A 25,981-nucleotide genomic window follows, 5' to 3' on the forward strand; every position below is an offset into this window, starting at 1 on the left:
GAAAAGACTGTTCTTCGGACGGTACCCCAGCATCGTCACCCGCGACTGCCGGGTTCGGCGGAGAAACCTGCTTTCGCAGCTTCAACGGCCCGAGGGCAGTGAGGGTTCCCCAGCGGGTCGGCCGGGGTCAGCCGCCGTAGACGTGCGGGGCGAGCGTGCCGACGAAGGGCAGGTTGCGGTACTTCTCCGCGTAGTCCAGCCCGTAGCCGACGACGAACTCGTTGGGGATGTCGAAACCGATCCACTTCACATCGATCGCGACCTTTGCGGCATCCGGCTTGCGCAGCAGGGTGCAGACCTCCAGCGAGGCCGGCTCCCGGGAGCCCAGGTTGGACAGCAGCCAGGACAGCGTCAGACCGGAGTCGATGATGTCCTCGACGATCAGGACGTGCTTGCCCTTGATGTCGGTGTCGAGGTCCTTGAGGATCCGGACGACGCCGGAGGACTGGGTGCCCGCCCCGTACGAGGAGACGGCCATCCAGTCCATCGTGACGGGGGTGGACAGCGCGCGCGCCAGGTCCGCCATGACCATCACCGCGCCCTTGAGGACGCCGACGATCAGCAGGTCCTTGCCCGCGTACTCCGCGTCGATCTTCGCGGCCAGCTCGACGAGCTTCGCGTCGATCTCTTCCTTGGTGAGGAGCACCGACTGAAGGTCGGTACCCATGTCCTTCTCGTTCACCCACGTCTCTTTCTCTGCCTGCCGGCCCGGGAAAGCGCCCCGGGCCGGGCCGGCTGTTCGCCTGCACTTCAGCCGCTTGCGCGTCAGCTCTGCCGAATGACCAGTCTGCCACCCTGCCGCATCGCCTCGACGCGGCCGGGCAGGTTGATGGCCCGCTGGCCGCGCCAGCCGGTGATCAGGCGGTCGACTTCTTCGAGGTGCCGTGCGAAGAGGGAGCCGGCGGGCGCCCCGGCCTCGATCAGTGCGCGGCGCAGCACCCGGCGGCGCACCGCGGGCGGCAGGACGTAGAGCTTGGCGCACTCCAGGCGGCCGGTCTCGTCGCGTACGGACAGCTCGGCCTGGGCGGCCCAGGTGTCCAGGGCGTCGGCGTCGTCGCGGGAGAGCTGGGCGGTGCGGGCGAGGGCCTCGACGACGCCCTTGCCGAGCGCCTTCTCCAGGGCGGGCAGGCCTTCGTGGCGGAGCCGGGAGCGGGTGTAGGCGGGGTCGATGTTGTGCGGGTCGTCCCAGACGGGCAGGGACTGGACCAGGCAGGCCTTGCGGACGGCCTGCCGGTCGAGCTGGAGGAAGGGGCGGCGGTAGCGGCCGGCCGGCCCGGAGGCGGCGGCCATGCCGGAGAGCGAGCGGATGCCGGAGCCGCGGGCGAGCCCGAGGAGGACCGTCTCGGCCTGGTCGTCGCGGGTGTGGCCGAGCAGGACGGCGGCGGCGCCGTGGCGTTCGGCGGCGGCGTCCAGCGCGGCGTAGCGGGCGTCGCGGGCGGCGGCCTCGGGGCCGCCCTCGCGTCCGACGTGCACGGCGACGGCCTCGACGGGGTCGAGGTCCATGGCGGTGAGCCGGGTGACGACCTCGGCGGCGCGGAGACCGGATCCCGGCTGGAGGTTGTGGTCGACGGTGATGCCGCCGGCCCGGACGGCGAGTTTGCGGGCCTCGAACGCGAGCGCGGAGGCGAGCGCCATGGAGTCGGCGCCGCCGGAGCAGGCGACGAGCACGAGGGGGGTGTCGGGCCGTTCGGGGAGTGCTGTGCGGGGGCTGCCCGCGGCGCCGGCCTCGGCGTAGCGGGAGCGGGCGGCGTGCGCGGGGCGCCTCGCCGCGTCGGCGGGCCGGTCGTGGTCGGCGTGCCGGTGGAATTCGGTGAGTACGTCGTGGAGTACGCGGCGGACCGCCAGGCGTATCGCCGCGACCGCAGGATGGGGACCCATGTCCGGTGCCCTTCGTGGAGTTCGGGAGGAGCGTCGAGCGCCGGAACGCGTGAGTCCCGTCACTCAGAGTGCGTCGATGGTGACAGAGGCAAGCTGTTCATCGAGCATTGCACGCCTTCCCATGCCCCTACGGTCCCTCGGATGGGTGATTGGCGGACCAATATCGGTCCCCGGACCGCCCGAGGGTCAGGATTCGGCCTTACGGTGCACCCTCGCGACCCAGTCGGCGGGCTTGGCGATCTCGGCTTTGGTCGGGAGGGTGTTCGGTGAGGTCCAGACGCGGTTGAAGCCGTCCATGCCGACCTCTTCGACGACCGATCGTACGAACTTCTCGCCGTCCTTGTACTGCCGGAGCTTGGCGTCCAGGCCGAGGAGCTTGCGCAGGGCCTGGTCGAGACGGCCGGCGCCCTGGGCGCGGCGCTGCTGGAACTTCTCGCGGATCTCGGAGACGGAGCCGACGACCTCGGGGCCCACGCCGTCCATCACGAAGTCCGCGTGTCCTTCGAGGAGGGACATGACGGCGGTGAGGCGGCCGAGCACTTCGCGCTGGGCGGGGGTCTGGACGATGTCGACGAGGCTCCGGTTGTCGCTCTCGCCCTGTTCGCCCTCGGGCCGTCCGGCGCCGGAGAGGGACTGGGCGGCCTCGCGGAGGCGCTCCAGGAAGGTCATCGGGTCGACGTCGGTCTCGTCGAGGAACGTCTGGATCTCGCCCTGGAGGTGGTCGCGGAGCCAGGGCACGCCGGTGAACTGGGTGCGGTGGGTCTCCTCGTGGAGGGCGACCCAGAGCCGGAAGTCGTGCGGGTCGACGTCCAGCTCGCGTTCGACGTGGACGATGTTCGGGGCGACGAGGAGCAGCCGGCCGCCGCCGTCGGCGGAGGCGGGCAGGTCCCTGGTGGCCGGGGCGAACGTCTCGTACTGGCCGAGGACCCGGGAGGCGAGGAAGGAGAGCAGCATGCCCAGCTCGACGCCGGTGACCTTGCCGCCGACCGCGCCGAGGACGGCGCCGCCGGGTCCGCCGGAGCGGCGGCTCTCCATCTTGGCGAGCAGGGGGCGCAGCAGTTCGCGGAAGCCGGCGACGTTGGCCTTGATCCAGCCGGCCCGGTCGACGACGAGGACGGGAGTGTCCTCGGGTTCGGTCCCCTCGGGGATCATCCGGGTGAAGAGCCGGACGTGTTCCTCCGAGGCCCTGGCGTGCCGCCGGAGCTCCGCGACGACGGCGCGGGCCTCCTCGCGGCTGATGTCGGGCCCGGGCCGTACGAGCCGGGTCGCGGTCGCCACCGCGAGATTCCAGTCGACCATCTGGGCACCACCGATGCTCGTCATGCGTCAACCGTACGTGAGCCCGTCGCCCCGTGGTGGGGTCTTGCACGGCTCTTCGGGTGCTGGGCGGTGATCAGCGGGCCGGACGGGCGAGTGCGGTGGCCAGGGCGTCGAGGGCGGGTTCGGCTTCGGTGGCGGAGAGGCTGCCGGAGGCGAGGAAGGCGAAGGCGAGCAGGCGGCCCCGGGGGTCGACGACGGTTCCGGCGAGGGAGTTGACGCCGTTGAGGGTGCCGGTCTTGGCGCGGATCAGGCCGGTGCCTTCGGAGCCGTCCCGGTAGCGGTCGCCGAGGGTGCCGCTGAATCCGGCGATCGGGAGGCCGGTGAGGACCGGGCGCAGTCCGGGGCGGTCGGGGTCGGCGGCGCGGGCGAGGAGGGCGGTGAGGAGGGCGGGGGTGACCCGGTCCTTGCGGTCCAGGCCGCTGCCGTCGGCGAGGTGGGCCCCGGTCACCGGGACCTTCAGCTTCTTCAGTTCGTTGGTGACGGCGCGGCGGGCTCCGGCGAAGTCGGCGCTCTCTCCCTTGGCGATGGCGGTCTGCCGGGCGAGTGCCTCGGCGATGTCGTTGTCGCTGTTGGTGAGGGTGCGCTCGACGAGGGCGGAGAGCGGGGCCGAGCGGTGGGTGGCGACGGTGCGGGCCTTGTCCGCCGGGCGGGCCTCGCGGGGCGTGCCGGTGACCTTGACGCCGGCCTTTTCCAGTTGTGCGGCGAAGGCGCGGGCCGCGTCTCCGGCGGGGTCGTCGGTGCGCTTGGCGGGGCCGCGGTCCGTGTCGTTGACACGGCCCTCGTTGACCATCAGGGCGGTGACGGGGGCGATGTTCTCGTTGGGGCTGATCGGGTGGAGCACGGGGCCGGTGTAGCGGGAGGTGTCGTAGGCGAGCCGCACGGAGTCCTTGCCGTCCTCACGCAGGGCCTTCGCGGCGTCCGCGGCCATCGAGCGCAGGGCGGCCTTGCTCAGCGTCGGGTCGCCGCCGCCCACGAGGGTGAGGGTGCGGGCGTCGGGGGACAGCGCGGCGGTGGTGGCGATGCGGTGGTCGGGGCCCAGCACGGAGAGCGCGGCGGTGGTGGTGGCGATCTTGATGGTGGACGCCGGGGTCATCGCGGTGGTGGCGCCGTTTCCGTACAGCTGCTTGCCGGTGGCGGTGTCGATGACGGACGCGGTGACCTTGTCGCCGAGTTCGGGCACGCCGATGAGCGGGGCGAGGGTGTCGCGGAGCGCCGCGGCGTCCTGGGGGGCGTCGTGGGTGGTGGTGCCGAGCGCCGGGAGGACCGCCGGGGCGCTGGGGGCCGGGCGGGGGCCGTCGGGCGTCGGGCGGCCGTGATGTGCGCCACCTGTTCGGTCCGCGGTGACTGCCAGTGCCCGCTCGGCCTTACGCTGACCGTTGTCCCAGGGGCCGGCGGCGAGGACGGCGCCGGCAGCGACGACCAGGCCGAGCGTGGCGGAGCCTGCGATGACCTGCCAGGTGTACGACCCGTTGTGTCTGTTCTTCAGGACCTTCAGCCTGCCCCACGGGTCCGACGGGCGCATCGACGGTCTTTCCACCGGCTCGGCCACCGTTGACCAGCCCCTTTCGCGAGCACTCTTCTGCGTGGGGGACACTTAATCACCAGTCGTATGTGTTGATCATGGAGGAGCCACCCGTGGAGTTCGACGTCACCATCGAGATCCCGAAGGGTTCGCGGAACAAGTACGAGGTGGACCACGAGACCGGTCGGATCCGCCTGGACCGTCGACTCTTCACCTCGACCAGCTACCCGGCCGACTACGGCTTCGTCGAGAACACCCTCGGCGAGGACGGCGACCCGCTGGACGCGCTGGTCATTCTGGACGAGCCGACCTTCCCCGGTTGCCTCATCAAGTGCCGTGCCATCGGCATGTTCCGGATGACCGACGAGGCGGGCGGCGACGACAAGCTGCTCTGCGTCCCGGCGTCCGACCCGCGGGTGGAGCACCTGCGCGACATCCACCACGTGTCGGAGTTCGACCGCCTGGAGATCCAGCACTTCTTCGAGGTCTACAAGGACCTGGAGCCGGGCAAGTCCGTCGAGGGCGCCGACTGGGTCGGCCGTACCGAGGCGGAGGCCGAGATCGAGGCCTCGTACAAGCGTCTTGAGGCCCAGGGCGGCGCGCACTGACGTCCCTCTTCCGGTTCCGTTTGTGAGCCGGACGGCCGTCCCGGAACGGGCGGTACACCTTCGCGGGTGTGCCGCCCGTTTCGCTGTCCGCACTTCTGCGCGTGCGGGGCCCATGGCCGTGGCCATACTGGGCACACGTGCGGCGGGGCACTCCCAGTGACGTGCAGTCGAGGAGGAACGAGGTCGAGTGGTGGCGGAATCGGGCGGTCCTGAGGACCAGAAGCCCCAGTCCGACGAGGCGCGGAGCGCTTTCGCCCCGCCCGCGGGGACGAGTCATCCGGCGTCGCCGCCCGAGGAGGACCATCCGACGTCGGAGTTCGCGCTGCCGACCGGTGTGCACCAGGACCAGGGTGGTCCGGCCGCTTCGGGCGGCGGGTCCGGGAGCGGCACGAACTCCGACACGCTGAGTTCCGCTTTCACCCCGCCGAGCACGTACAACGCCCAGCAGTCGCCGCCCGCGTTCACCCCGGCGCAGGGCATTCCGATGGTCAGGCTGACCAAGGAGGCCCCCTGGCAGGACCGGATGCGCACAATGCTGCGGATGCCGGTGACCGAGCGTCCGGCCACGGAGGCGATCCAGCGGACCGACGACGAGACGGGCCCCGCCGTGCCGCGCGTGCTCGACCTGACGTTGCGTATCGGGGAGCTGCTGCTGGCGGGCGGCGAGGGCGCCGAGGACGTCGAGGCGGCCATGTTCGCGGTGACCCGGTCCTACGGTCTCGACCGCAGCGAGCCGACGGTCACGTTCACGCTGCTGTCCATCTCGCACCAGCCGTCGCTGGTCGACGACCCGGTGACGGCGAGCCGTACGGTACGCCGTCGGGGCACCGACTACACCCGTCTGGCGGCCGTGTTCCGGCTGGTCGACGACATCACCAGCACGGACGCCGAGATCTCGCTGGAGGAGGCCTACCGGCGGCTCGCGGAGATCCGCCGTAATCGCCACCCGTATCCGGGCTGGGTGCTGACGGCGGCCGCCGGGCTGCTGGCCGGTTCGGCCTCCGTGCTGGTCGGCGGCGGGTTCCTGGTGTTCGTCGTGGCGGCGGCGGGCGCGATGCTCGGCGACCGTCTCGCGTGGCTGTGCGCCGGGCGCGGGCTGCCGGAGTTCTACCAGTTCACGGTGGCCGCGATGCCGCCCGCCGCGATGGGGGTGGCGCTGACGCTGACCCATTCGACGGATATCCGGCCGTCCGCGGTGATCACCGGTGGGCTGTTCGCGCTGCTGCCGGGGCGGGCGCTGGTGGCAGGGGTGCAGGACGGGCTGACCGGCTACTACATCACCGCCTCGGCCCGCCTCCTGGAGGTCATGTACTTCTTCATCGGGATCGTCGCGGGTGTGCTGATCGTCCTGTACCTGGGGCTCCAGCTGGGGGCCGAGCTCAATCCCGAGGCCCGGTTCACGCCGTACAACGAGCCGGTGATCCAGATCCTGGCGTCGATGGCGCTGAGCCTGGCGTTCGCGGTGCTGCTCCAGCAGGAGCGCTCCACCGTGCTGGCGGTCACCCTGAACGGCGGAGTGGCCTGGATCATCTTCGGGGCGATGGCACGGACCGGGGGCATCTCGCCGGTCGCGGCGACGGCGGTGGCGGCCGGTCTGGTGGGACTGTTCGGCCAGTTGTTCTCGCGCTACCGGTTCCATTCCTCGCTGCCGTACATCACGGCGGCGATCGGGCCGCTGCTGCCCGGTTCGGCGACGTACTTCGGTCTGCTCGGCGTGGCGCAGAACGAGCTGGACACGGGGCTGGCCTCGCTGTCGACGGCGGTGGCGACGGCGCTGGCCATCGCGATCGGGGTGAACCTGGGGAGCGAGATCTCGCGGCTGTTCATGGGGGTGCCGGGCGCGGTCGGCGGGGCGAGCCGCCGGGCGGCGAAGCGGACCAGGGGGTTCTGAGCGCGCGGGGCGGCGCGGGGCCCGTGCGCACCGCGCGGCTGCGCGCCTCGTACCCCGCCCCTCGCACCCCGCGCGCCCCGTGCCCCGTACGACGAAGGCGCCCCTCCCCCGGACCTGCGGGGAGGGGCGCCTTCGGTGCGTACGTACGCGGCGCGAGGTCAGCGCTTGGCGTGCCGGCCGCGCTGGCCGGTGGCGGGGCCGTTGCCGCCCGCCGGGGGGCGGCCGGAGCCGTCGCCCTCCAGGGCCTCGGCCGCGGCGGCCTTCTTGCCCTGGCTGCGGGCCCGCAGCACCTCGACCACGATCGGCACCACGGAGATGAGCACGATCAGGATGAGGATCATCTCGATGTGCTCGTGCACGAAGTCGATCTTGCCGAGCATCGCGCCGAGCACGGTGACGCCGACGCCCCAGAGGATCGCGCCGACGACGTTGTACGTGATGAAGGAGCGGTAGTTCATCCGGCTGACGCCCGCGATGATCGGCGTGAAGGTGCGCACGATGGGCACGAAGCGCGCCAGGACCAGGGACTTCGGTCCGTGCTTCTCGAAGAACTCGTGGGCCTTCTCCACGTTCTCCTGCTTGAAGAGGCGGGAGTCGGGGCGCTTGAAGAGGGCCGGGCCGACCTTGCGGCCGAAGAGATAGCCCACCTGGTCTCCGACGATCGCGGCGACGGCCACCAGCGTGCAGACGAGCCAGAGCGGGTACTTCAGCTGCCCCGTGGTCACCAGCAGCCCCGTGGTGAACAGCAGCGAGTCGCCGGGCAGGAAGAACCCGATCAGGAGGCCGGACTCGGCGAAGACGATGAGAAGAAGGCCGGGGAGTCCGAACGTGTTGAGCAGATAGTCCGGGTCCAGCCAGCTCGGTCCGAGCGCAAGCGTATTCAAGGGTCCGGGCTCCAGGATGGTGTGCGATGGCGGCTCTGTGGCTGCCCCAAGCTATCAACGCCCGGCCGGTGCCCTTGGTTCCAGTGGCGCACAGCGGGAATGCGCATCGTGCGGAGCGACCCGAAGCTGATCACAGGAGGTGCCACAAACATGGGCATTGAGGAATTCGGCGGTGGCCAGGCGGCCCAGGCGGACGTGCTGGTCGTCACCACGAACGACGTACCCGGCTATCAGGTGACGCAGGTCATCGGCGAGGTCTTCGGACTGACCGTGCGGTCGCGTCACCTCGGCAGCCAGATCGGCGCCGGGCTGAAGTCGATGATCGGCGGCGAGCTGAAGGGGCTGACCAAGACGCTGGTCGAGACGCGCAACCAGGCGATGGAACGGCTCGTGGAGCAGGCCAGGGCCCGGGGCGCGAACGCGGTCCTGATGATGCGCTTCGACGTCACGGAGGCGGCGGACGTCGGCACGGAGGTCTGCGCGTACGGGACGGCGGCGGTGATCAGCAAGGTGTGACGCGGGGCCACTGGGGCCACCATTGAAGCGTTTTGTCAGCTTTGTCACCCTAGGGTGAGCCGGTGGCCCCCGAATCCCCCGCACCCCCGCCGGCTCCCCCGCACCCTCCGGCCGCCCCGGCCCGGCGGCTGCTGCCGCTCGTGCTGCCCGCCATCGCGGTCGGCGTCGTCTGCGCGCTGATCCTGCTCGGGGTGAGCCTGCTGGCGGAGCAGCTCCAGGACGTGCTCTGGGAGACCCTGCCCGACGCGCTCGGGGTGGGGCGGTTCTCCTCGCTGTGGATGATCGTGATGCTCACCGCGACCGGCCTCGCGGTGGGGCTCGCCCTACGGGCCGTGCCCGGGCACGGCGGGCCGGATCCGGCCACCACCGGGCTGGTGGACGCGCCGATGAGGCCCGGCATCGTGCCCGGGCTGCTCCTGGTGACCACCCTGGCGCTGGCGGGCGGGGTGAGCCTCGGGCCGGAGAACCCGATCACGGCGGCCAACATCGCGCTGGCCTTCTGGCTCGGCCGGCGGTTCGCGCCCGGTGCGCCGGGCGAGCTGTGGGTGGCGCTCGCCGCGGCCGGGACCATCGGGGCCCTCTTCGGGACCCCGGTCGCCGCGGCGCTGATCCTCTCCGAGGCGCTGGCCTCGCAGCCGGGCCCCGGGGCGTTCTGGGACCGGCTGTTCGCCCCGCTCGCGGCCGGCACGGCGGGCGCGCTGACCATGTCGCTGATCGCACACCCCAGCTTCGACCTGTCCCTCCCGGCGTACGCCGGACCGCACTGGGGCGATCTGCTCTCCGCCCTGCTGATCGCCTCGGCGGGCGCGCTCCTCGGCCTGCTCGCGGTGTACGCCTTCCCGGTGGCCCACCGGGCCTTCACGGCGCTGCGGCATCCGGTGCTCGCCCTGACGCTGGGCGGGCTGGTGCTGGGACTGCTCGGCGCGCTGGGCGGCCACCTCACCCTCTTCAAGGGGCTCGACGAGGTGAAGGTGCTCGCCGGGGACCCCGACGGCTGGTCGGCCGGGGAGTTCGCGGGGATGGCGGTGGTGAAGACGGCCGCCCTCGTGATCGCGGCGGCCTGCGGCTTCCGGGGCGGGCGGATCTTCCCCGCGGTCTTCGCGGGGGTGTCACTGGGGCTCTGCGCCCACGCGCTGGTCGACGCGGTCCCGCCGTCGCTCGCGGTGTCCTGCGCGGTGCTGGGCGTCCTGCTGGCCGTCACCCGGCAGGGCTGGGTGAGCCTGTTCACCGCGGCGGTGCTGGTCAGCGACACCTCCGTGCTGCCGCTGCTGTGCGCGGCCACCCTGCCCGCCTGGCTGCTGGTCACCGGGCGGGCCCAGATGCAGCTGGACGGGGACGGGAAGTCGCTGCGCTGAGGGGGCGGCGCCCCGGTCACGGAGAAGGCCCCGTTCGGCGCGCCGGACACGCCGAACCTCCGTATCGTCTGCTGCGTGCGCTTCAGCATCGTTATCCACTGATAAGAGCCTTTTGCGCCCCGCTGCTTCGACGGAGGTCTCCCGCATGCCCACGCCCGTCAACGTCGCCGTCATCTACTACTCCTCCACCGGCACCGTCGCCACGATCGCGAAGGCCATCGCCGGGGACGCGGAGCGGGCCGGGGCGCAGGTGCGGCTGCGCCGGGCGGCGGAGCTCGCCCCGCAGGCGGCCATCGACTCCAACCCGGCGTGGGCCGAGAACGTCCGGGCGACCGCGGACATCCCCGAGGTCTCACCGGACGACATGGCGTGGGCGGACGCGGTGATCCTCGGTTCGCCGACCCGGTACGGGAACGTCACCGCCCAGCTGAAGCAGTTCCTCGACACGCTCGGCGGGATGTGGCAGGCGGGGCAGCTGGCCGACAAGGTCTACAGCGGCTTCACCTCCAGCGCCACCGCCCACGGCGGCCAGGAGTCCACGCTGCTCGCGCTCTACAACACGATCCACCACTTCGGCGGCATTCTCGTCACCCCCGGGTACACCGACCCCACGAAGTTCGTCGACGGCAATCCGTACGGCACCTCCCACGTCGCCGGGCAGGGCGACATCCCGGTCGGCGAGCAGACCCTGACCGCCGCCCGGGTGCAGGCCGAGCGGGTCGTGAAGTTCACCCGGGCGATCAAGGCGGGCCTGGCCGCCGAGAGCTGACCCCCGCACCCCGACCGCTTCGGCCGAGAGAAGGGCCCCACCATGCCGCTCCACCGCGGTGCCCACCCGCAACAGGACGAACCCTCCGAGGAGCGGCGCAGGCTCGCCCTGAACCCGTTCTTCGGCGAGGCGGACCCGACGGCCGCGATGAACACCGCGCCGCCCCGGCACCGGCTGCCCGACGGCCCGCTGCCGCCGCTGACGGCCTACCGGCTGGTCCACGACGAGCTGATGCTCGACGGGAACTCACGGCTCAACCTGGCCACGTTCGTCACCACCTGGATGGAGCCGCAGGCCGGCGTCCTGATGGGTGAGTGCCGGGACAAGAACATGATCGACAAGGACGAGTACCCGCGCACCGCCGAGCTGGAGCGGCGCTGTGTGGCGATGCTCGCCGACCTGTGGAACGCGCCCGATCCGAGGGCCTCCGTGGGATGTTCGACCACCGGGTCGAGCGAGGCCTGCATGCTCGCGGGGCTCGCCCTGAAGCGGCGCTGGGCGAAGCGGAACGCGGACCGCTATCCGGCGACGGCCCGGCCCAATCTGGTGATGGGCGTCAATGTGCAGGTCTGCTGGGAGAAGTTCTGCAACTTCTGGGAGGTGGAGGCCCGGCTCGTCCCGATGGAGGGCGAGCGGTTCCACCTCGACCCGGGGGCCGCCGCCGAGCTCTGCGACGAGAACACCATCGGGGTCGTCGGCATCCTCGGCTCCACCTTCGACGGGTCCTACGAACCGATCGCGGAGCTGTGCGCGGCCCTGGACGCCCTCCAGGAGCGGACCGGCCTCGACATCCCGGTCCATGTGGACGGGGCGTCCGGCGCGATGGTGGCCCCCTTCCTCGACCCGGACCTGGTGTGGGACTTCCGGCTGCCGAGGGTGGCGTCGATCAACACCTCGGGGCACAAGTACGGCCTCGTCTACCCGGGGGTCGGCTGGGCGCTGTGGCGTACGGCGGAGGCGCTGCCGGAGGAGCTGGTCTTCCGGGTCAACTACCTGGGCGGCGACATGCCGACGTTCGCGCTGAACTTCTCCCGGCCCGGGGCGCAGGTGGTCGCGCAGTACTACACGTTCCTGCGCCTCGGGCACGAGGGCTACCGGGCGGTCCAGCAGGCCTCCCGGGACGTGGCCTGCGGCCTGGCCCGCGCCGTGGAGGAGCTGGGCGACTTCCGGCTGCTCACCCGGGGCGACGAGCTGCCGGTGTTCGCCTTCACGACGAACGCGGACATCCACGCGTACGACGTGTTCGACGTGTCGCGCCGGCTGCGGGAGCGCGGCTGGCTGGTGCCCGCGTACACCTTCCCCGCCAACCGGCAGGACCTGTCGGTGCTGCGGGTGGTGTGCCGCAACGGGTTCTCCTCCGACCTGGCCGAGCTGCTGATCGAGGACCTGAAGGCGCTGCTGCCCGAACTCCGTGACCAGAAGCACCCGTTGAGCCACGACCGCGCGGTCCCGACCTCCTTCCACCACTGAGCGCGCCCTCCGAGACCGCCGGGCGCGACCACCGGCGCCGCTGAGCGCGACCACCGGCGCCGCTGAGCGCGACTACCGGCTGAGCCGCGCGAACCTGACCACGGCCAGCGGGAAGAACACCGCGATGATGGCCACCGGCCAGAGCACCGCGAGGAGCCCGGCGTGCTCCGCCGCCCAGGAGCCGGTCGCGCCGCCCGGGTTGCCGAACAGCTCCCGTACGGCGGTGGCCGTGGCGGACATCGGGTTCCACTCGACCACCGCGCCCAGCCAGCCCGGCATCGACTCGGGGGCGGCGAAGACGTTGGAGAGGAAGCCGACCGGCCAGACCAGGATCTGGACCGCCGCGACCATCTCCGGCCGCCCCGCCACCATGGCCAGCAGGATGCCGACCCAGAGCATCGCGAACCGCAGCAGGAGCAGCAGTCCGAACGCCCCCAGCGCGGCGGCGGCCCCGTGGTGCCAGCGCCAGCCGACCGCGTACCCGACCCCGGTCATCACCGCGAGCGCGGCCGTCGACTGGAGCATGTCCGCGGCGCTGCGGCCGACCAGGACGGCGCCGGGGACCATCGGCATCGAACGGAAGCGGTCGATGACGCCCTTGCCGAGGTCCTGGGTGACCGCGAGCATCGTGCTCTCCAGGCCGAAGGCCATGGTCAGCGCGAGCATCCCGGGGACCAGGAACTCCGTGGGGTCGCCGTCCACGCCCCGGCCGCCGCCGACCAGATACGTGAACATCAGCAGCAGCATCACCGGAAAGACCAGGCCGACGAGCACCTGGACGGGCTGCCGGGCCCAGTGCGCCAGTTCGCGGCGGGTCATCGTCCAGGAGTCGGCCAGGGCCCAGCCGAGCCGGGAGGGCGCCCCGCCCGGTCCGGGGGCCACCGTCGTCGTCGCGCTCATGCCGCCACCTCCGCCTTCTCGTCGGGCTGTTCGTCGACGGGCTGTCCGGTCAGCGACAGGAACACCTCGTCCAGGGTGGGGCGGCGCACCGCGATGTCCTCCGCCTCGATGCCCGCCTCCTCCAGCACCCGCACCGCCCGGGCCAGGGCCGCCATCCGGTCCGGGGCGGGCGCGCCGATCCGCCGCCGGTCGGCGTCCAGCACCAGGTCCGCGCCGCCGAGCAGGGCGGCCGCCTCCACCAGCCGGGACGCGTCGCGCAGGACGATGTCGATCCGGTCGCCGCCGACGAGGGCCTTCAGCTCGTCGGGGGTGCCCTCGGCCACCGCCCGGCCGCCGTCGATCAGCGAGATCCGGTCGGCCAGCTGGTCCGCCTCCTCCAGATACTGCGTGGTCAGCAGCACCGTGGTGCCGCCGCCGACCAGGGACCGCACCGCGTCCCACACCTCGGTCCGGCCGCGCGGGTCGAGGCCGGTCGTCGGCTCGTCCAGGAACAGCACGTCCGGGTCGGTGATCAGCGAAGCGGCCAGGTCGAGGCGTCTGCGCATGCCGCCGCTGTACTGCTTGACGGCCTTGCGCCCGGTGTCCGCCAGGCCGAACCGCTCCAGCAGCTCGTCCGCCCGGCTGCCCGCCCGGCGTGCGCCCAGGTGGTACAGCCGCCCGAACATCTCCAGGTTCTGCCGCCCGCCCAGCTGCTCGTCCACCGCGGCGTGCTGGCCGAGGAGCCCGATCCTGCGCCGCACCTCGCCCGCCCGCTCACGGACGTCGAGGCCGGCCACGGTCACCCGACCCGCGTCGTGGCGCAGCAGCGTCGACATGATCCGTACGGCGGTGGTCTTGCCCGCCCCGTTGGGGCCGAGCACTCCGTGCACGGTGCCGCTGCCGACGGCCAGGTCCAGTCCGTCCAGGGCGCGCTTCTCCCCGTACCGCTTGTGCACGCCGTCCATGACGATCGCATCGGTCACGATGTCCGCACCCTCCTGTAGTCAAACTTGACTAGCAGGGGAAAAGGTAAACCCCGATCCGCCATTCGTCAAACTTGATTAGTCGTGGTCCCCGGGATCGGGGACACCGGTGGCGTAGGGGTTCTCCTCGCCATCGGCCAGCACCCCGACGAACGGTTCGCCCTCACCGGCGAAGGTGTACGCGCCGCCCTCGATGCGGGCGATCAGGCCCCGGGTCCACTCCACGCCGGCGTCGGCCGAGTGCACCCACAGGTTCATGATCTCGCCGATGTGGCCGAGGGATCCGGGACCCTCCTCGGGCGTGTAGTACTCGGTGACCGAGTCCCGCCACCCCTTCATGGCCTCGATCCGCTCCTTGAGCAGCCCGACCGCCTCCTCGCGGGGCAGGTCGACGATGAACCCGACCGCCGCCGAGAGGACGTCCATCTGCTGGTCGTAGGAGCGGATGGCGTCACGCAGCAGGGCGCGGTACTCCGCCAGCCCCTCGTCCGTGACCTCGTACTCGGTGCGCGGCGGGCCGCCCGCCGTGGAGGGGGCCGTCTCGTGCGCGACGAGCAGTCCCTGCTTCGCCATCTGCTTCAGGGCGTGGTAGATCGACCCGGGCTTGGCGTTGGACCACTCGTGCGCACCCCAGTACTCCAGGTCGTTGCGGACCTGATAGCCGTGCGCGCGGCCGTGCATACGCACGGCGCCGAGGACCAGCAGCCGGATCGCGGACATGACATCCATCCCTTCCCCCGGCGGCATTCCGCGCCGGAGCGCCTATTCAACTTTGACTAGGGTAGCCGCCCGCTTGCGGACAGCCGGTCGGTGTGCCCTCATCCGTACCGCCGGGGCCAGCAGCGCGGCGGCGAGGCAGCCGGCCGCCAGCGCGGCCCACACCACGTCGTACGTGCCGAGGACGTCCCGCGCGGTGGCCCCGAGGTACGCCGAGGCGCCCGCCCCCAGCTGGTGGGCCGCGTTCGTCCAGCCGAAGACGACGGGGCCGTCCTCTCCGTACACCCGGCGGGCGAGCTCGATGACGGGCGGCACGGTCGCCACGTCGACGAGTCCGTAGACCGCCACGAACAGGAGCATCGGGGCCGTGACCTCGGCGGCGAACACCAGGGGCAGGGCGAGCAGGGTGAGTGCGCGGACGGCGAAGCAGACGGTCAGCAGGCGGCGCGGGTCGAACCGGTCGGTCAGCCAGCCGGCCAGCAGCGCGCCGAGGGCGGAGAAGATCCCGACGAGGGAGAGCAGCGAGGCCGCCGCCGTGGCCCGCATGCCGTGATCGTGCGCGGCGGGCGCCCAGTTGGACCACATGATGCCGTTGGTGGATGCCCCGCAGAGGGCGAACATCCCGGCCAGCAGCCAGAACGGACCGGTGCGCGCCGCACGCAGCAGCACCCTCAGCGCCCGCCCGGCCGCCCCGGGGACCGGGGGCGGCCGGGGGACGAACTCCCTCGCCCCGTACGGCTTCGCACCCACATCAGCCGGATGCTCGCGCAGCAGCAGGAACACCAGGGCGGCGACCGCCAGGGCGACGAGCGCCAGCGTCACCACCGGCGGACGCCAGCCGAAGCGCCCGACGGACCAGGCCAGCAACGGCAGGAAGAGCAACTGGCCCAGGTGGCTGGAGGAGCTGAGCGCACCGGTCACCAGGCCGCGCCGCCGGTCGAACCAGCGGGCGGTGATCCCGGCGGCGAACGTCATGGTCAGGCAGCCGCTGCCGAGGCCGATCAGCAGACCCCAGTACGCGACCAGTTGCCACGGCCGCGTCATCAAGCCGGTGAGCAGCGCCCCCGCCGCGACCAGCAGCAGCGCGCCCATGACGACCCGACGGGCCCCGATCCGGTCCATCAGCGCCGCCGCGAACGGGGCGGTGAGGCCGAACAGCACCATGTTCACCGAGGCGGCGAGCGCGATCTGCCCCCGCTCCCAGGCGTACTCCTCGTGCAGGGGCGTCACCAGCAGGCCCGGCACGGTGGCGAACGCCCCGGCCGTGACGATGGCCGCGCCCGCGACGGCGGCCATCAGCCAGGCGCGGTGGATCCGGAAGCTTCGGCGGGAGGGCGGTGTGTACGGGGATGCCGAGGTCGAAGAGGCCATGGACTCAGCGTCGCGAGCGGGGTCCGTCCTCACGAGTGTCCAGATGGACCAGGTGCGCAAGAATATGGCCATGACGGTCTTCACCCGCCCCGGACGGCACCGCGTCGCCGTGCTCGCCCGCGAGGTCCTGCTCCCGATCGAGCTGGGCATCGTGCACCAGCTCTTCGGACAGGCCAGACAGGGGGCCTCGGCGGACGGCGAGCCGCTGTACGAGGTCGCCACCTGCTCCCTGTCGCCCGGGGACGTGCGCACGGACGGCGACTTCACCGTGGCCGTCCCGCACGGCCCCGGGGCGCTGGCCGAGGCCGACACGGTGATCGTCCTCTCCTCGTACGAGGACTACGTCCAGGAGACGCCGGCGCTCCCGCCCCCGCTCGCCGAGGCCTTCGCCCTGATCCGCCCCGGGACCCGGGTCGCCTCGATCTGCACCGGCGCCTTCGTCCTGGCCTCCGCCGGGCTGCTCGACGGACACACCGCGACCACCCACTGGCGGTACACGGACCTGTTCGCCCGGCTCTTCCCGCGCGTCGAGCTGGACCCGGACGTCCTCTACACCGACGGGGAGACCGTGCTGACCTCGGCGGGCTGCGCCTCCGGGATCGATCTGTGCCTGCACATGATCCGGCGGGACCACGGAACGGCCGTCGCCAACGACGTGGCCCGGCGCACCGTCGTACCGCCCCACCGCGAGGGCGGGCAGGTCCAGTACATCCGGCGCCCCGTGCCCGAACGGTCGGCTCCCGGGACCTCGGCCGCCCGCGCATGGGCGCTGCGGCGGCTCCAGGACCCGATCACGCTGGGGCAGTTGGCGGCCAGGGAGTCGATGAGCGTCCGGCACTTCACCCGGCGGTTCCGGGACGAGGTCGGCCTGACGCCCATGAACTGGCTGACCCGGCAACGCATCGAACTGGCCCGGGAGTTGCTGGAGGAGTCGGACGTGCCCGTCGAGCAGGTGGCCGCGCGCGCCGGACTCGGCACGGCGGCCAATCTGCGCCACCACTTCCACGCGGCGCTGGGCGTCTCGCCGAGCGCGTACCGGACCACGTTCCGGGGCCCGGGGAACTGAGGAAGGCGGAGGCCCCCTCAGTACGGGAAGACCGAACGCCCGTGCTGGATCGACATCCACCTCTGGGTGGTGAACGCCTCCACGACGGCCTCGCCGTTCAGCCGCCCCACCCCGGACGTCTTCTCGCCGCCGAACGCGACCAGCGGATCGTCCTGCACGGTGGAGTCGTTGACGTGGAACATCCCGCTGACGATGCGCTGCGCGAACTTCACCCCGCGCTCCGCGTCCCGGGTGTGCACCGCGCCGCTGAGGCCGTACGGGCCCCGGTTGACGATCCGCACGGCCTCCTCCTCGCCGTCGAACGTCAGCAGCAGGGCCACCGGGCCGAGGATCTCCTGCTGAAGCAGCGGGGAGTCCTCCGGGAGGTCGGTCAGGACGGTCGGGCCGACGACGTTGCCGACGGTCCGGCCGCGCACGAGTGCCGTCGCGCCGTCCGCGACCGCCCGGTCGACGAGGGCGTCCAGCGCGTCGGCCTGGAAGGCGTTGATGACGGGTCCGATCCGGGTCTCCGGATCCCTCGGGTCCCCGGTCTTCAGGGCGGCCACCTCGGCGGTGAACCGCTCGGTGAACTCCGCCGCCACCGACCGGTCCAGCAGGATCCGGTTGGCCGCCATGCTGACCTGACCCTGGTGCAGGAAGCGGCTGAAGACGGCCGCCCGGACGGCGTAGTCGACGTCGGCGTCCTCCAGCACCACCAGGGCGCTGTTCCCGCTCAGTTCGAGGATGGTCCGCTTGAAGGCGCCGGCCGCGGTGGCGGCGATGTGCCGGCCGACCCGGTCGGAGCCGGTGAACGAGATCACCTTGGGTACGGGGTGCTCGATGAACGCGTCGCCGATCTCGGCGCTGTCGGTGATCACCACGTTGAGCAGCCCGGCCGGCAGCCCGGCGTCCTCGAATATCTTCGCGATCAGGCCGCCGCCCACGACGGGCGCGTTCTGATGGGGTTTCACGACGACCGCGTTGCCGAGCGCCAGGGCGGGCGCGACGGACTTCATCGTCACCAGGAAGGGGAAGTTGAAGGCGCTGATGACGCCCACGACGCCGACGGGCAGCCGGTAGAGCCGGTTCTCCCTGCCGTCCCCCACCGCGGGCAGCAGCCGCCCGGTGGGCCGCAGCGCCTGGCGGATCGCCTCGCGCAGGAACTCCGTCGCGCCCCGGACCTCGTACTGGGCCCGCACCCGGGTGCCGCCCAGTTCGTCGATGATCGCCTCGGCGATCTCCTCCGCGCGCTCACCGGTGATGCGGAGCGCGCGTTCGAGGACGGCGCGACGCTCGTACGGATTGACGGCGGCCCATTCCTGCTGGGCCCGCTCGGCGGCCCGGTAGGCCCGGTCGACCTCCAGCGCGGTGGCCACGGTGACGGCGGCGAGTTTCTCACCGTTGTAGGGATTGAAATCGATGATGTCCCACGAGCCGCTGCCGGTCAGCCACTCGCCGTCGATGTACTGGTGGGCCAGTTCATGGAAGAAGGACATGCAATCCCTTACTGCAGGCGTTCGCAGACTCCTGATGCGACGTCATCGTAACGAGAAATTACGCCAGTTGGAGTAGACCGCGCAGAAGATCCCGACTGTCTTCCGGAGTGGGACTGTCCTGGGCGAGGCCCGCCATGGCCTTTTCGTACTGCGCGACTTCCTCGGGCTTGTCCAGATAGAGCGCGCTCGTCAGCTGCCCCAAATAGACAATGTCCGACAGATCGGATTCCGGGAAACGCAGCATCGTGAACGATCCGCTCTCGCCGGCATGACCGCCGTGACTGAAGGGCATGACCTGAAGCGTGATGTTCGGCTGCTCCGACATATCGATCAGATGCCGCAATTGGGCACGCATGACGTCGCGTTCGCCGTACGGCCGGCGCAGCGCCGCCTCGTCGAGAACGGCGTGGAACGTCGGGGCGCGCTCCGAGACGAGGGCCTTCTGACGCTCCAGACGCAGGGCGACCCGGCGGTCGATCTCGGCGGGCGAGGCTCCGCGCATCCCGCGCGAGACGACGGCGTGGGCATACGCCTCGGTCTGCAACAGCCCGTGCACGAACTGCACTTCATAGATACGAATGAGGGAGGCCGCGCCCTCCAGGCCGATGTACGTCTGGAACCAGCCGGGCAGCACGTCTCCGTAACTGTGCCACCAGCCCGCCACGTTGGCCTCGCGGGCCAGACCGAGGAGGGAGTCGCGCTCAGCCTCGTCCGCGACCCCGTAGAGCGTGAGCAGGTCCTCGACGTCCCTGGCCTTGAAGCTCACCCGTCCCAACTCCATGCGGCTGATCTTCGATTCGGAGGCCCGGATCGAGTAGCCGGCCGCCTCACGGGTGATTCCGCGCGACTCCCGCAGTCTCCTGAGCTGAGAGCCCAGGAGGATGCGCCGCACCACCGATCCACTCGACTCGCCTGCCGACACTGGTCCGACCCTCCCCATCGCCTACCTGGCATCCGGAGCCCCCCAACCCCGAGTGCCGGATTCTGCCACCAAAACGCTTCAGCCCGTACTCATTCGATTACGGAAATGGGAAGACGTCCAGAAAGCTCCGAAACTGACCCCGGGAAGAAATGCCCCAGAACCACCACGGTATCGGGCAGGTCCGGCGCGTGCACGTGCATCTGCCCTTGCATCTGCCCTGCGCATTCGGAACCATGGTCCTCGCGCACCTGCGTGCTCGTGTTGTGCCGCTGTACCCCCCGCAGTACCGCTACAGGCAGTGCCGCTACAGCCGCGAATCCCGGGAGTGCCTCGTATGGGGACGAATGGATCGACGATGCTCGAGCCGTTACGGCAGGGGCTTCCCCCCACCGACCCCTCAGGGGTTGCCGGATCGGCGTCCTGCGCTCTGCCCGCACGCTACGAAGCGGTCGGCGGAGCACGGAAGTTCACCCGGTCGACGCTGGAGCGATGGGAACTGGGCGACCGTTTCGACGATGTCGCCCTGGTGGTGTCCGAACTCGTCACCAACGCCCTGCGCCACGCACTGCCCGACGATCCGCCCCGGGAATTCCAGGACCCGCCGGTGCGCCTGCACCTGATGCGCTGGACCTCGCGACTGGTGTGCGCCGTGCGCGATCCCAGCCGGGAGAGCCCGGTGGCGGGCGAGGCCGCGGATTCGGCCGAATCCGGCCGCGGACTGTTCCTGGTGGAATGCGTCAGTGACAGCTGGGGCTGGCACCCCTCTCCCGTACAGCTCGGGGAACTGCCTTCCGGCCCGCTGTACGGCAAGGTCGTCTGGGCCCTTTTCCGGCTCCAGGAGAACCCGAAGACGGGTTCGTGAGTACTCCGGTCCGGCCCGTCCCGGGCCGGACCGCGCGTCAGGCGCCGGCGGCGAGGTGGTCGAACTCGCCGTCCTTGACGCCGAGCAGCAACGCCTCTATCTCCGCGGGCGTATAGACGAGGGCGGGCCCGTCGGGGTGACGGGAGTTCCGCATCGCCACATTCCCTCCGGGCAGCCGCGCGAACTCCACACAGGATCCCTGGGAGTTGCTGTGCCTGCTCTTCTGCCAGACGACTCCGCGAAGCTCTGTGGCCGCCATGCCGTTGTACACGTGGTGCACAGGACGCTCCCCGAGTTGCAAGGTGCAAGTGTCAACTAGCTCGGATCATAGCTCTGTTCATATGCCAATGCATGAGCAGATGCACGTGCACGCCGGGTGTTCCTTTGATTACAGGCTTATCCGCCCCGGTCGCGCCTCCGGGAAGAGAGACGAACGGCACGCCTATTTCGCTCCCGTTCAAGGGAGTTGATCGTTGCGGACCTTGGTAACGTGGCGCGGTCTTTCGACCGGAAAACAGCAAGGGGGAACTCCACGTGACCAGCTCTCTACGCACCGGCGCCGTCGCGGTCGCCGCTCTGGCCGCCGCACTGGCGCTGACCGCCTGCGGCAGCGGCGACGCGAGCAAGGATTCCGGCGCGGATTCCGCGGCGAGCGCGACGCCCGGGGGCGGCGGCGGCAACGGCTCCGGGGAGTCCGCAGGAAGCGGCGCCACGGACGCCGCGGCGCTGGAGGGCACCTGGGTGGGGCTGACGGACGCGAAGAACGTCACCGTGTCCATCGCCGGCGGCAAGGTCGCCCTCGTCGCCGACCAGTCGGTGTGCCAGGGCGATGTGAAGGACATGGGCGGCGAACCGATGCTGGCGCTGAAGTGCACCGGCGGCTCCGCCGACCGCACGATGGGCGCGATCGACTCCGTGGACGGCACGAAGCTGGTCCTCTCGTGGGACGGCGGAGTCAAGGACACGCTCACCAAGGCCGACCCGGGCAAGCTGCCGAGCGGCATGCCCTCGCTCCCCGACGTCGCGGACCTGCCCGAGGTCCCCGCGCCGTGACGCCCGCCCCGGCCTGACGCCCGCCCGGGCCGCTCAGCCCTCGGCCAGCGTGCTGCTGACGCGGGTGGAGCCGCCCCGCTCGTCCAGGGCGCGGGTGAACTCCTCCAGCGCGTCCAGGAGCAGCGCCGCGCCCCGGCGCACGACCGGGTCGCCGATCGGCGTCGTGCCGTCGTCCGTCGGGGTGGGCATGTCCCAGTGGGCCACCGCGTCCACCACCGGCTGCCAGTCGGGCAGCCGCCGCTCCCGTACCGCCCTGGCGCCCTTCTCGGTGGCCCCGCGCAACGCCTCGGCCAGCTGGGCGGCGCCGGGCACCGGATCGGCCGACCTGGCCGGCAGATGGGCCTCCAGGACCATCGCGGACCGGCCCAGCTGGGCCAGCGCGTGCTGGGCGTCGGTGGCGGCGGCCCGGGAGATGCCCCGGTGGCGTACGGGTTCGTGCTGGGCGGTCGCCAGCGCCTCCTGCCACGCCACACGGGCCTCCCGGGTGGCGATCAGGGCGTCCCGGACGTCCTCGGCGTCCCGGGCGGCGGGGTCCGCGTACCGGTCGACGACCGTGGCCGCGTACTCCACGTCCGCCACCAGCCACTCGGCCAGCCGGTTGCGCAGCCGCGGGGTCTCCCAGGCCGGGTAGACGGCGTACGAGACCATCGCGAGGAGTCCGCCGACGAGCGTCAGCACGATGCGCTCGGTGACGGTCTGGGACCAGTCGTCGCCGGCCATGCCGAGCAGGAACACGACGTACGCGGCGACGCAGACCTGGCCGACCGCGTAGCCGGTGCGCATCAGCAGGTACATCAGCCAGGCGCAGACCACCGCGAGGAGCGCGGAGAGCCGGGCGTCGGGGTGGGCGGTCTGCACGACGGCGGTGGCGAGCCCGACGCCGACCAGGGTGCCGCCGAAGCGTCCCGCCGCGCGGGCGTACGTCTGCGAGAACTCGGGCCGCATCACCATGACGGCGGTCATCGGGGCCCAGTAGCCGTGGCCGAGCGGCACCGCCTCGCCGACGAAGTACCCGGCGACGGCGACCACCGCGACCCGGATGGCGTGGCGCATGATCGGCGAGCCGTGGTGCAGCTCGCGGCGCATCGAGGCCAGCACCACCGGGACCAGTTTCAGCAGCGTGGGCCGGTGCCGGGTGTCCGGGGCGAGGTCGGAGGGGACCCCGCTGTCGGTCCCGGTGCCCTCCGCGATCTCCAGGACGTCGTCGAGCAGGGCCGCGAGCCGGTCGGCGGCGCGGCGGGCGGGGCCGACGAGGATCACGTCGTTGTCGGGGGTCTTCAGGACGCCCAGGTCGGTGGCGGAGAGATGGACGGGTTCGCCGTGCCGGACGGCCCGCGCGGCGGCGTCCAGGACCGATCCGGCCGCGCCCAGCAGCTCGTTCACCCAGAGCCGTTCGAGACCGTCGCCCGGCACCCCCATCGCCGGGTCCGCGAGCGAGGCGAGCACCGGGCGCAGCCGCTCGGCGACCCCCCGGGCCCCGTGCAGTTCGGCGGGGCGGCGGCGGGCCTCCCGCGGGGTGACGGCGGCGGCGCTGCGGGCGGTCATCAGGGGCAGCGGGTCGAAGGGGGCGACCGGGTCGTGCCGCAGCCGCCGGGCGTAGTCGGCCTCGGCGGCCAGGGCGTCGGCGAGCGCGTCGCGCTGGGCGCCCCATCTGCGGACCGGGAAGAGGACGATGAGCGCCGCCTGTACGAAGCCGCCGACGGCGATCATCCCCGCGTGGGCGGCGGCGTCCACGACCGAGGTGGGCAGGGTGATCGTCACCAGCATGATCGCGACGTTGGACGCGGCGATGATGCCGCCCGTCGGGCCGGCCGCCCAGGCGAGCCCGGCGAGGAAGGTCCAGACGCCGAGCAGACAGAGGAAGAGCACGACGTGCGCGCCGCTGACATAGCCGACGAACGTCGAGACGGCGAGGCTCATGCCGGAGACCAGAGCGAGGACCGGGCGGGGCCGCCAACTGCGCTGGAAGGTGGCGATGGCCGCCTGGAACGCGCCGAACGCGGAGCTCGCCGCGATCTCCGGCCCGAACAGCACGAGGCTGACCCCGACGACGAGGGCGAGGCCGGCCGCACCGCGGAAGGCGATGAGGGGTTCCAGTCTCTGCCGCTCGATCTCCAGCCCCGAGCGGGCGGTCTCCTTCAGCGCCCGGAGCCAGCTCATGGGCCGAGCCTAGCCGCAATCCCGGACAAGCCGGGCTTAGCCCCGCGAAGCCGACCCGGATCGCCGGTCGACCCCAGTGCCGGGCGTCGCCCGGCAGACGGCAGTTCGAGAGCAGGCCCTAGGGCCTGATCTCCCCCTCGGGCCCCCGGGGCGTGCCGCCCGTGTGGGCCCGGTCGGCGGCCTCGGTGCCGTGCGTCCAGCCGTCCAGGTCGGTGACGCCGCGGACCCGGGATGTCGTGGTCCTCGGGAACATCCGCCCGGCGGCGTCGGTGACCGCGACGTCCCGGGCCGCCAGCACCGGCAGCAGCTCGCCGGCCGGGGCCGCGTCGGCGCCGTCCGCCGCCGCCGTGACCCGCTCGGCGCCGTCGGCGAGCCGGCGGCCGAGCCGCTGGGCGTACCCCATCAGGAACGCCTGCCGGAAGGTCTTGGTCCGCTTGCGCCCCCCGGCGCGCTGCCCGGCCTCCGCCCGGGTCATCGCGGCCGTCCCCTGGACGAGCAGGGAGGTGAACAGCAGCTCGACGGCCTCCAGGTCCGGCTCGAAGCCGACGACCGTGGTGAAGCCGAGACCGTCGTTCCACACGGCCCGGCAGCGGTTCGCGGAGGCGACGGCGTCGAGCAGGATCGCCTTTGCGCTCTCGTACGGGGGCTCCACCCCGATCCGGCAGGCTCCGGGCGTCTCGCGGCTGTGCGTCCGGGCGGCGAGGAGGGCCTCGTCGATGCTGTGCCGGGCCATCAGCTCCTGCGCCTTGGTGGTCAGCGCCTCGGCCTCCTCCGGGAAGCCGGTCGCCTCCGCCTTCGCCAGCAGCGCCCGGATCCGGGTGAGCATCCGGGGCTCGTCGGCGGCGGGCGGCCGGTGCAGCTGCTCGGCGGCGGCGCCGGGCGGGGGGCCCACGGGTTCGATGGCGGGCAGCCGCAGCAGCAGCCGGTACAGCTCCAGCAGGTCACCGGCGTAACGGAACCGGTCCGGTCGGTTGCGCGGCACGGGGGCGGGCAGTTCGGCGAGCTGCTGCCGCCAGCGGGGCGGCAGCTCCGTATACCGGGCGGTCTCGGCGGCGATCAGGGTCGCGGCCAGCGACGCCCGCCGCTCGTCCAGCTCGTGGCGGACGAACCGCACCAGGTCGGCCGGGTGCCAGCCCCGGTCCCACGCCCGGCGTACGAACTCCTCGCCGCGCCGGTGCGCCTCCGCGTCCGCCTCCGGAGCGGCGGCGAGCAGGGAGGCCCCGGTGTCGAGGGCGGCGTCGCCCTCCGCGTAGAGGGCCGCCGCGCACGCCCGGTCGATCACCGATTCCATCCGGCCAAGGGTAGGCGCACCGCCCGCACGGCCCGCACGCGCTGTCACCGCCCGCACGGCCGTCTACGGCAGCAGGACCAGCTTGCCCCGGACGTGGCCGCCCTCGCTCAGGGCGTGGGCGCTCGCGGCGTCGGCGAGCGGGAAGACCTGGGCGATCTCCACGCGCAGCTCACCGGTCTCCGCCAGCCGGGCGTTCGCCCCGAGGCGGTCGGCCGAGGGTCCGCCGCCGCCGGAGGAGAAGGCGACGCCCAGCTCGGCCGCGTCCCCGTCCGCGATGGTGACGATCCGGTCGGTCGTGCCGCCGCGCAGTTCGATGGAGGCGGGCAGCGCGCCGCGCCCCGACGCGTCGAACACCGCGTCCACGCCCTCCGGGACCAGCTCCCGCACCCGCTCGACCAGCCCGTCCCCGTACGCCACCGGGACCGCGCCCAGCACCCGCAGATAGTCGTGGTTGGCCGGGGACGCGGTGCCGATGACGGTCGCGCCGCGGGCCACCGCGAGCTGTACGGCGACGGAGCCGACGCCGCCGCCCGCCCCGTGCAGGAGCAGCGTCTCGCCCTCGGCCAGAGCCAGTTCGTCCAGCACCCGGGAGGCGGTGTCGGTCGCGACGGGCAGCGCGGCGGCCTCCTCCCAGGACAGCCCCGCGGGCTTGCGCGCGAGGGAGGCGGCCTCGGCCAGCGCCTCGGTGGCGTAGGAGCCGGTGGCGCTCCAGCCGAGGACCTCGTCACCGGGGGCGAACTCCGAGACCCCCTCCCCCGCCTCCAGGACCACCCCGGCGAACTCGGCGCCGGGCGTGGCGGGCAACGGGGTGGGGAAGGCGCCCTCCATCCAGCCGTTCCGGATCTTGTGGTCGAGCGGGTTCACGCCGGCCGCCCGCACGGCGACCCGGACCTGGCCGGGGCCGGGGCGCGGCGGGTCGAGACGCTCCAGGTGCAGGACGCCGGGGCCGCCGAACTCCTCGTACACGATCGCTTCCATGGAGTGATCCT

The 25,981-nt window shown here is 72.3% G+C and carries 24 protein-coding genes; 9 read left to right on the forward strand and 15 right to left on the reverse strand.

The window, feature by feature from the left end; translation table 11 throughout:
- Nucleotides 1–127 precede the first annotated feature (127 nt).
- The 4 genes from hpt to dacB form a co-directional block, all read right to left on the reverse strand.
- Nucleotides 128–667, reverse strand: coding sequence for a hypoxanthine phosphoribosyltransferase (gene hpt / locus IE272_RS25150; RefSeq protein WP_003968263.1), 540 nt, complete (start codon nucleotides 665–667; stop codon nucleotides 128–130).
- Nucleotides 668–765: 98 nt separating this feature from the next.
- Entirely contained in the window at nucleotides 766–1,878 is a 1,113-nt protein-coding gene (gene tilS, locus IE272_RS25155; protein ID WP_050356771.1) for a tRNA lysidine(34) synthetase TilS, read from the reverse strand.
- Between the two features lie 186 nt (nucleotides 1,879–2,064).
- The gene (locus IE272_RS25160) at nucleotides 2,065–3,201 is read right to left on the reverse strand and encodes an Rv3626c family coenzyme F420 biosynthesis-associated protein (RefSeq protein ID WP_050356772.1); all 1,137 of its coding nucleotides are present in this window, start codon (nucleotides 3,199–3,201) and stop codon (nucleotides 2,065–2,067) included.
- Nucleotides 3,202–3,271: 70 nt separating this feature from the next.
- Nucleotides 3,272–4,720: a D-alanyl-D-alanine carboxypeptidase/D-alanyl-D-alanine endopeptidase gene (dacB, locus tag IE272_RS25165; protein WP_190008108.1), complete on the reverse strand. Its 1,449-nt coding sequence runs from the start codon at nucleotides 4,718–4,720 to the stop codon at nucleotides 3,272–3,274.
- Nucleotides 4,721–4,833: 113 nt separating this feature from the next.
- Between dacB and IE272_RS25170 the strand changes: the two genes are divergently transcribed.
- Nucleotides 4,834–5,328 (forward strand): inorganic diphosphatase, encoded by a 495-nt coding sequence (locus tag IE272_RS25170; RefSeq protein WP_018959738.1) that lies wholly within the window; start codon nucleotides 4,834–4,836, stop codon nucleotides 5,326–5,328.
- Between the two features lie 187 nt (nucleotides 5,329–5,515).
- On the forward strand, nucleotides 5,516–7,219 hold the full coding sequence (locus IE272_RS25175; protein ID WP_190008110.1) for a threonine/serine exporter family protein: 1,704 nt from the start codon (nucleotides 5,516–5,518) through the stop codon (nucleotides 7,217–7,219).
- A 158-nt stretch (nucleotides 7,220–7,377) separates the two neighbouring features.
- Here IE272_RS25175 and IE272_RS25180 read toward each other — a convergent pair whose 3' ends face one another.
- A complete protein-coding gene (locus IE272_RS25180) occupies nucleotides 7,378–8,103 on the reverse strand; it encodes a DedA family protein (RefSeq protein WP_050356775.1) in 726 nt (241 codons plus the stop codon).
- 150 nt (nucleotides 8,104–8,253) lie between these two features.
- Here IE272_RS25180 and IE272_RS25185 point away from each other — a divergent pair, with 150 nt between their 5' ends.
- The 4 genes from IE272_RS25185 (at nucleotide 8,254) to gad (ending at nucleotide 12,213) form a co-directional block, all read left to right on the forward strand.
- The gene (locus tag IE272_RS25185; RefSeq protein ID WP_012380348.1) at nucleotides 8,254–8,619 is read left to right on the forward strand and encodes a YbjQ family protein; all 366 of its coding nucleotides are present in this window, start codon (nucleotides 8,254–8,256) and stop codon (nucleotides 8,617–8,619) included.
- Between the two features lie 62 nt (nucleotides 8,620–8,681).
- Complete coding sequence (locus IE272_RS25190) at nucleotides 8,682–9,974, forward strand: ion channel protein (RefSeq protein WP_056700399.1); 1,293 nt, start codon at nucleotides 8,682–8,684, stop codon at nucleotides 9,972–9,974.
- 145 nt (nucleotides 9,975–10,119) lie between these two features.
- A complete protein-coding gene (gene wrbA / locus IE272_RS25195; protein WP_050356777.1) occupies nucleotides 10,120–10,743 on the forward strand; it encodes an NAD(P)H:quinone oxidoreductase in 624 nt (207 codons plus the stop codon).
- A 42-nt stretch (nucleotides 10,744–10,785) separates the two neighbouring features.
- Nucleotides 10,786–12,213 carry a glutamate decarboxylase gene (gene gad, locus IE272_RS25200; protein WP_190008112.1) on the forward strand — a complete coding sequence of 476 codons (1,428 nt, stop codon included), beginning with the start codon at nucleotides 10,786–10,788 and terminating at the stop codon, nucleotides 12,211–12,213.
- A 72-nt stretch (nucleotides 12,214–12,285) separates the two neighbouring features.
- Here the strand turns inward: gad and IE272_RS25205 are convergent, their stop codons facing one another.
- The 4 genes from IE272_RS25205 to IE272_RS25220 form a co-directional block, all read right to left on the reverse strand.
- A complete protein-coding gene (locus tag IE272_RS25205; protein ID WP_190008114.1) occupies nucleotides 12,286–13,113 on the reverse strand; it encodes an ABC transporter permease in 828 nt (275 codons plus the stop codon).
- The gene (locus tag IE272_RS25210) at nucleotides 13,110–14,075 is read right to left on the reverse strand and encodes an ATP-binding cassette domain-containing protein (protein ID WP_050356780.1); all 966 of its coding nucleotides are present in this window, start codon (nucleotides 14,073–14,075) and stop codon (nucleotides 13,110–13,112) included. Before IE272_RS25210 ends, IE272_RS25205 begins: the two co-directional genes overlap by 4 nt.
- A gap of 78 nt (nucleotides 14,076–14,153) precedes the next feature.
- Nucleotides 14,154–14,795, reverse strand: coding sequence for a PadR family transcriptional regulator (locus IE272_RS25215; RefSeq protein ID WP_056700412.1), 642 nt, complete (start codon nucleotides 14,793–14,795; stop codon nucleotides 14,154–14,156).
- A gap of 42 nt (nucleotides 14,796–14,837) precedes the next feature.
- Nucleotides 14,838–16,163 carry an MFS transporter gene (locus IE272_RS25220; protein WP_190008116.1) on the reverse strand — a complete coding sequence of 442 codons (1,326 nt, stop codon included), beginning with the start codon at nucleotides 16,161–16,163 and terminating at the stop codon, nucleotides 14,838–14,840.
- A 64-nt stretch (nucleotides 16,164–16,227) separates the two neighbouring features.
- Here IE272_RS25220 and IE272_RS25225 point away from each other — a divergent pair, with 64 nt between their 5' ends.
- Nucleotides 16,228–17,229 (forward strand): GlxA family transcriptional regulator, encoded by a 1,002-nt coding sequence (locus IE272_RS25225; RefSeq protein WP_229897649.1) that lies wholly within the window; start codon nucleotides 16,228–16,230, stop codon nucleotides 17,227–17,229.
- Between the two features lie 17 nt (nucleotides 17,230–17,246).
- Here the strand turns inward: IE272_RS25225 and IE272_RS25230 are convergent, their stop codons facing one another.
- The gene (locus IE272_RS25230; RefSeq protein ID WP_057663807.1) at nucleotides 17,247–18,704 is read right to left on the reverse strand and encodes an aldehyde dehydrogenase family protein; all 1,458 of its coding nucleotides are present in this window, start codon (nucleotides 18,702–18,704) and stop codon (nucleotides 17,247–17,249) included.
- Nucleotides 18,705–18,762: 58 nt separating this feature from the next.
- Nucleotides 18,763–19,626: a Sco1979 family transcriptional regulator gene (locus tag IE272_RS25235; protein ID WP_190008118.1), complete on the reverse strand. Its 864-nt coding sequence runs from the start codon at nucleotides 19,624–19,626 to the stop codon at nucleotides 18,763–18,765.
- Nucleotides 19,627–19,981: 355 nt separating this feature from the next.
- Between IE272_RS25235 and IE272_RS25240 the strand changes: the two genes are divergently transcribed.
- The gene (locus tag IE272_RS25240; RefSeq protein ID WP_050356784.1) at nucleotides 19,982–20,488 is read left to right on the forward strand and encodes an ATP-binding protein; all 507 of its coding nucleotides are present in this window, start codon (nucleotides 19,982–19,984) and stop codon (nucleotides 20,486–20,488) included.
- 37 nt (nucleotides 20,489–20,525) lie between these two features.
- Here IE272_RS25240 and IE272_RS25245 read toward each other — a convergent pair whose 3' ends face one another.
- Entirely contained in the window at nucleotides 20,526–20,768 is a 243-nt protein-coding gene (locus tag IE272_RS25245) for a DUF397 domain-containing protein (RefSeq protein ID WP_003968242.1), read from the reverse strand.
- Between the two features lie 254 nt (nucleotides 20,769–21,022).
- On the opposite strand from IE272_RS25245, the gene IE272_RS25250 reads away from it, so the two are divergent.
- Entirely contained in the window at nucleotides 21,023–21,541 is a 519-nt protein-coding gene (locus IE272_RS25250) for a hypothetical protein (RefSeq protein WP_190008120.1), read from the forward strand.
- A 33-nt stretch (nucleotides 21,542–21,574) separates the two neighbouring features.
- On the opposite strand, the gene IE272_RS25255 is transcribed toward IE272_RS25250, so the two are convergent.
- The 3 genes from IE272_RS25255 to IE272_RS25265 form a co-directional block, all read right to left on the reverse strand.
- Nucleotides 21,575–23,701, reverse strand: a complete 2,127-nt coding sequence (locus IE272_RS25255) for an FUSC family protein (protein ID WP_190008122.1) — start codon at nucleotides 23,699–23,701, stop codon at nucleotides 21,575–21,577.
- Between the two features lie 118 nt (nucleotides 23,702–23,819).
- A complete protein-coding gene (locus IE272_RS25260; RefSeq protein ID WP_057663818.1) occupies nucleotides 23,820–24,992 on the reverse strand; it encodes a DUF2786 domain-containing protein in 1,173 nt (390 codons plus the stop codon).
- Between the two features lie 63 nt (nucleotides 24,993–25,055).
- Nucleotides 25,056–25,970 carry an NADP-dependent oxidoreductase gene (locus IE272_RS25265; protein ID WP_056711918.1) on the reverse strand — a complete coding sequence of 305 codons (915 nt, stop codon included), beginning with the start codon at nucleotides 25,968–25,970 and terminating at the stop codon, nucleotides 25,056–25,058.
- Nucleotides 25,971–25,981: the final 11 nt, after the last annotated feature.

Origin of the sequence: Streptomyces anulatus (assembly GCF_014650675.1) — a bacterium.
In the GTDB taxonomy this organism is placed as follows: domain Bacteria; phylum Actinomycetota; class Actinomycetes; order Streptomycetales; family Streptomycetaceae; genus Streptomyces; species Streptomyces anulatus.

Bases quoted from the DNA above. Each gene is read 5' to 3' on its own strand.
- IE272_RS25220 (WP_190008116.1), bottom strand. From the start codon at position 16,163: ATGGCCTCTTCGACCTCGGCATCCCCGTACACACCGCCCTCCCGCCGA.
- IE272_RS25205 (WP_190008114.1), bottom strand. From the start codon at position 13,113: ATGAGCGCGACGACGACGGTGGCCCCCGGACCGGGCGGGGCGCCCTCC.
- wrbA (WP_050356777.1), top strand. From the start codon at position 10,120: ATGCCCACGCCCGTCAACGTCGCCGTCATCTACTACTCCTCCACCGGC.
- tilS (WP_050356771.1), bottom strand. From the start codon at position 1,878: ATGGGTCCCCATCCTGCGGTCGCGGCGATACGCCTGGCGGTCCGCCGC.
- IE272_RS25260 (WP_057663818.1), bottom strand. From the start codon at position 24,992: ATGGAATCGGTGATCGACCGGGCGTGCGCGGCGGCCCTCTACGCGGAG.
- IE272_RS25265 (WP_056711918.1), bottom strand. From the start codon at position 25,970: ATGGAAGCGATCGTGTACGAGGAGTTCGGCGGCCCCGGCGTCCTGCAC.
- IE272_RS25230 (WP_057663807.1), bottom strand. From the start codon at position 18,704: ATGTCCTTCTTCCATGAACTGGCCCACCAGTACATCGACGGCGAGTGG.
- IE272_RS25160 (WP_050356772.1), bottom strand. From the start codon at position 3,201: ATGACGAGCATCGGTGGTGCCCAGATGGTCGACTGGAATCTCGCGGTG.
- dacB (WP_190008108.1), bottom strand. From the start codon at position 4,720: ATGCGCCCGTCGGACCCGTGGGGCAGGCTGAAGGTCCTGAAGAACAGA.
- hpt (WP_003968263.1), bottom strand. From the start codon at position 667: ATGGGTACCGACCTTCAGTCGGTGCTCCTCACCAAGGAAGAGATCGAC.
- IE272_RS25240 (WP_050356784.1), top strand. From the start codon at position 19,982: ATGCTCGAGCCGTTACGGCAGGGGCTTCCCCCCACCGACCCCTCAGGG.
- IE272_RS25255 (WP_190008122.1), bottom strand. From the start codon at position 23,701: ATGAGCTGGCTCCGGGCGCTGAAGGAGACCGCCCGCTCGGGGCTGGAG.
- IE272_RS25185 (WP_012380348.1), top strand. From the start codon at position 8,254: ATGGGCATTGAGGAATTCGGCGGTGGCCAGGCGGCCCAGGCGGACGTG.
- IE272_RS25225 (WP_229897649.1), top strand. From the start codon at position 16,228: ATGGCCATGACGGTCTTCACCCGCCCCGGACGGCACCGCGTCGCCGTG.
- gad (WP_190008112.1), top strand. From the start codon at position 10,786: ATGCCGCTCCACCGCGGTGCCCACCCGCAACAGGACGAACCCTCCGAG.
- IE272_RS25215 (WP_056700412.1), bottom strand. From the start codon at position 14,795: ATGTCCGCGATCCGGCTGCTGGTCCTCGGCGCCGTGCGTATGCACGGC.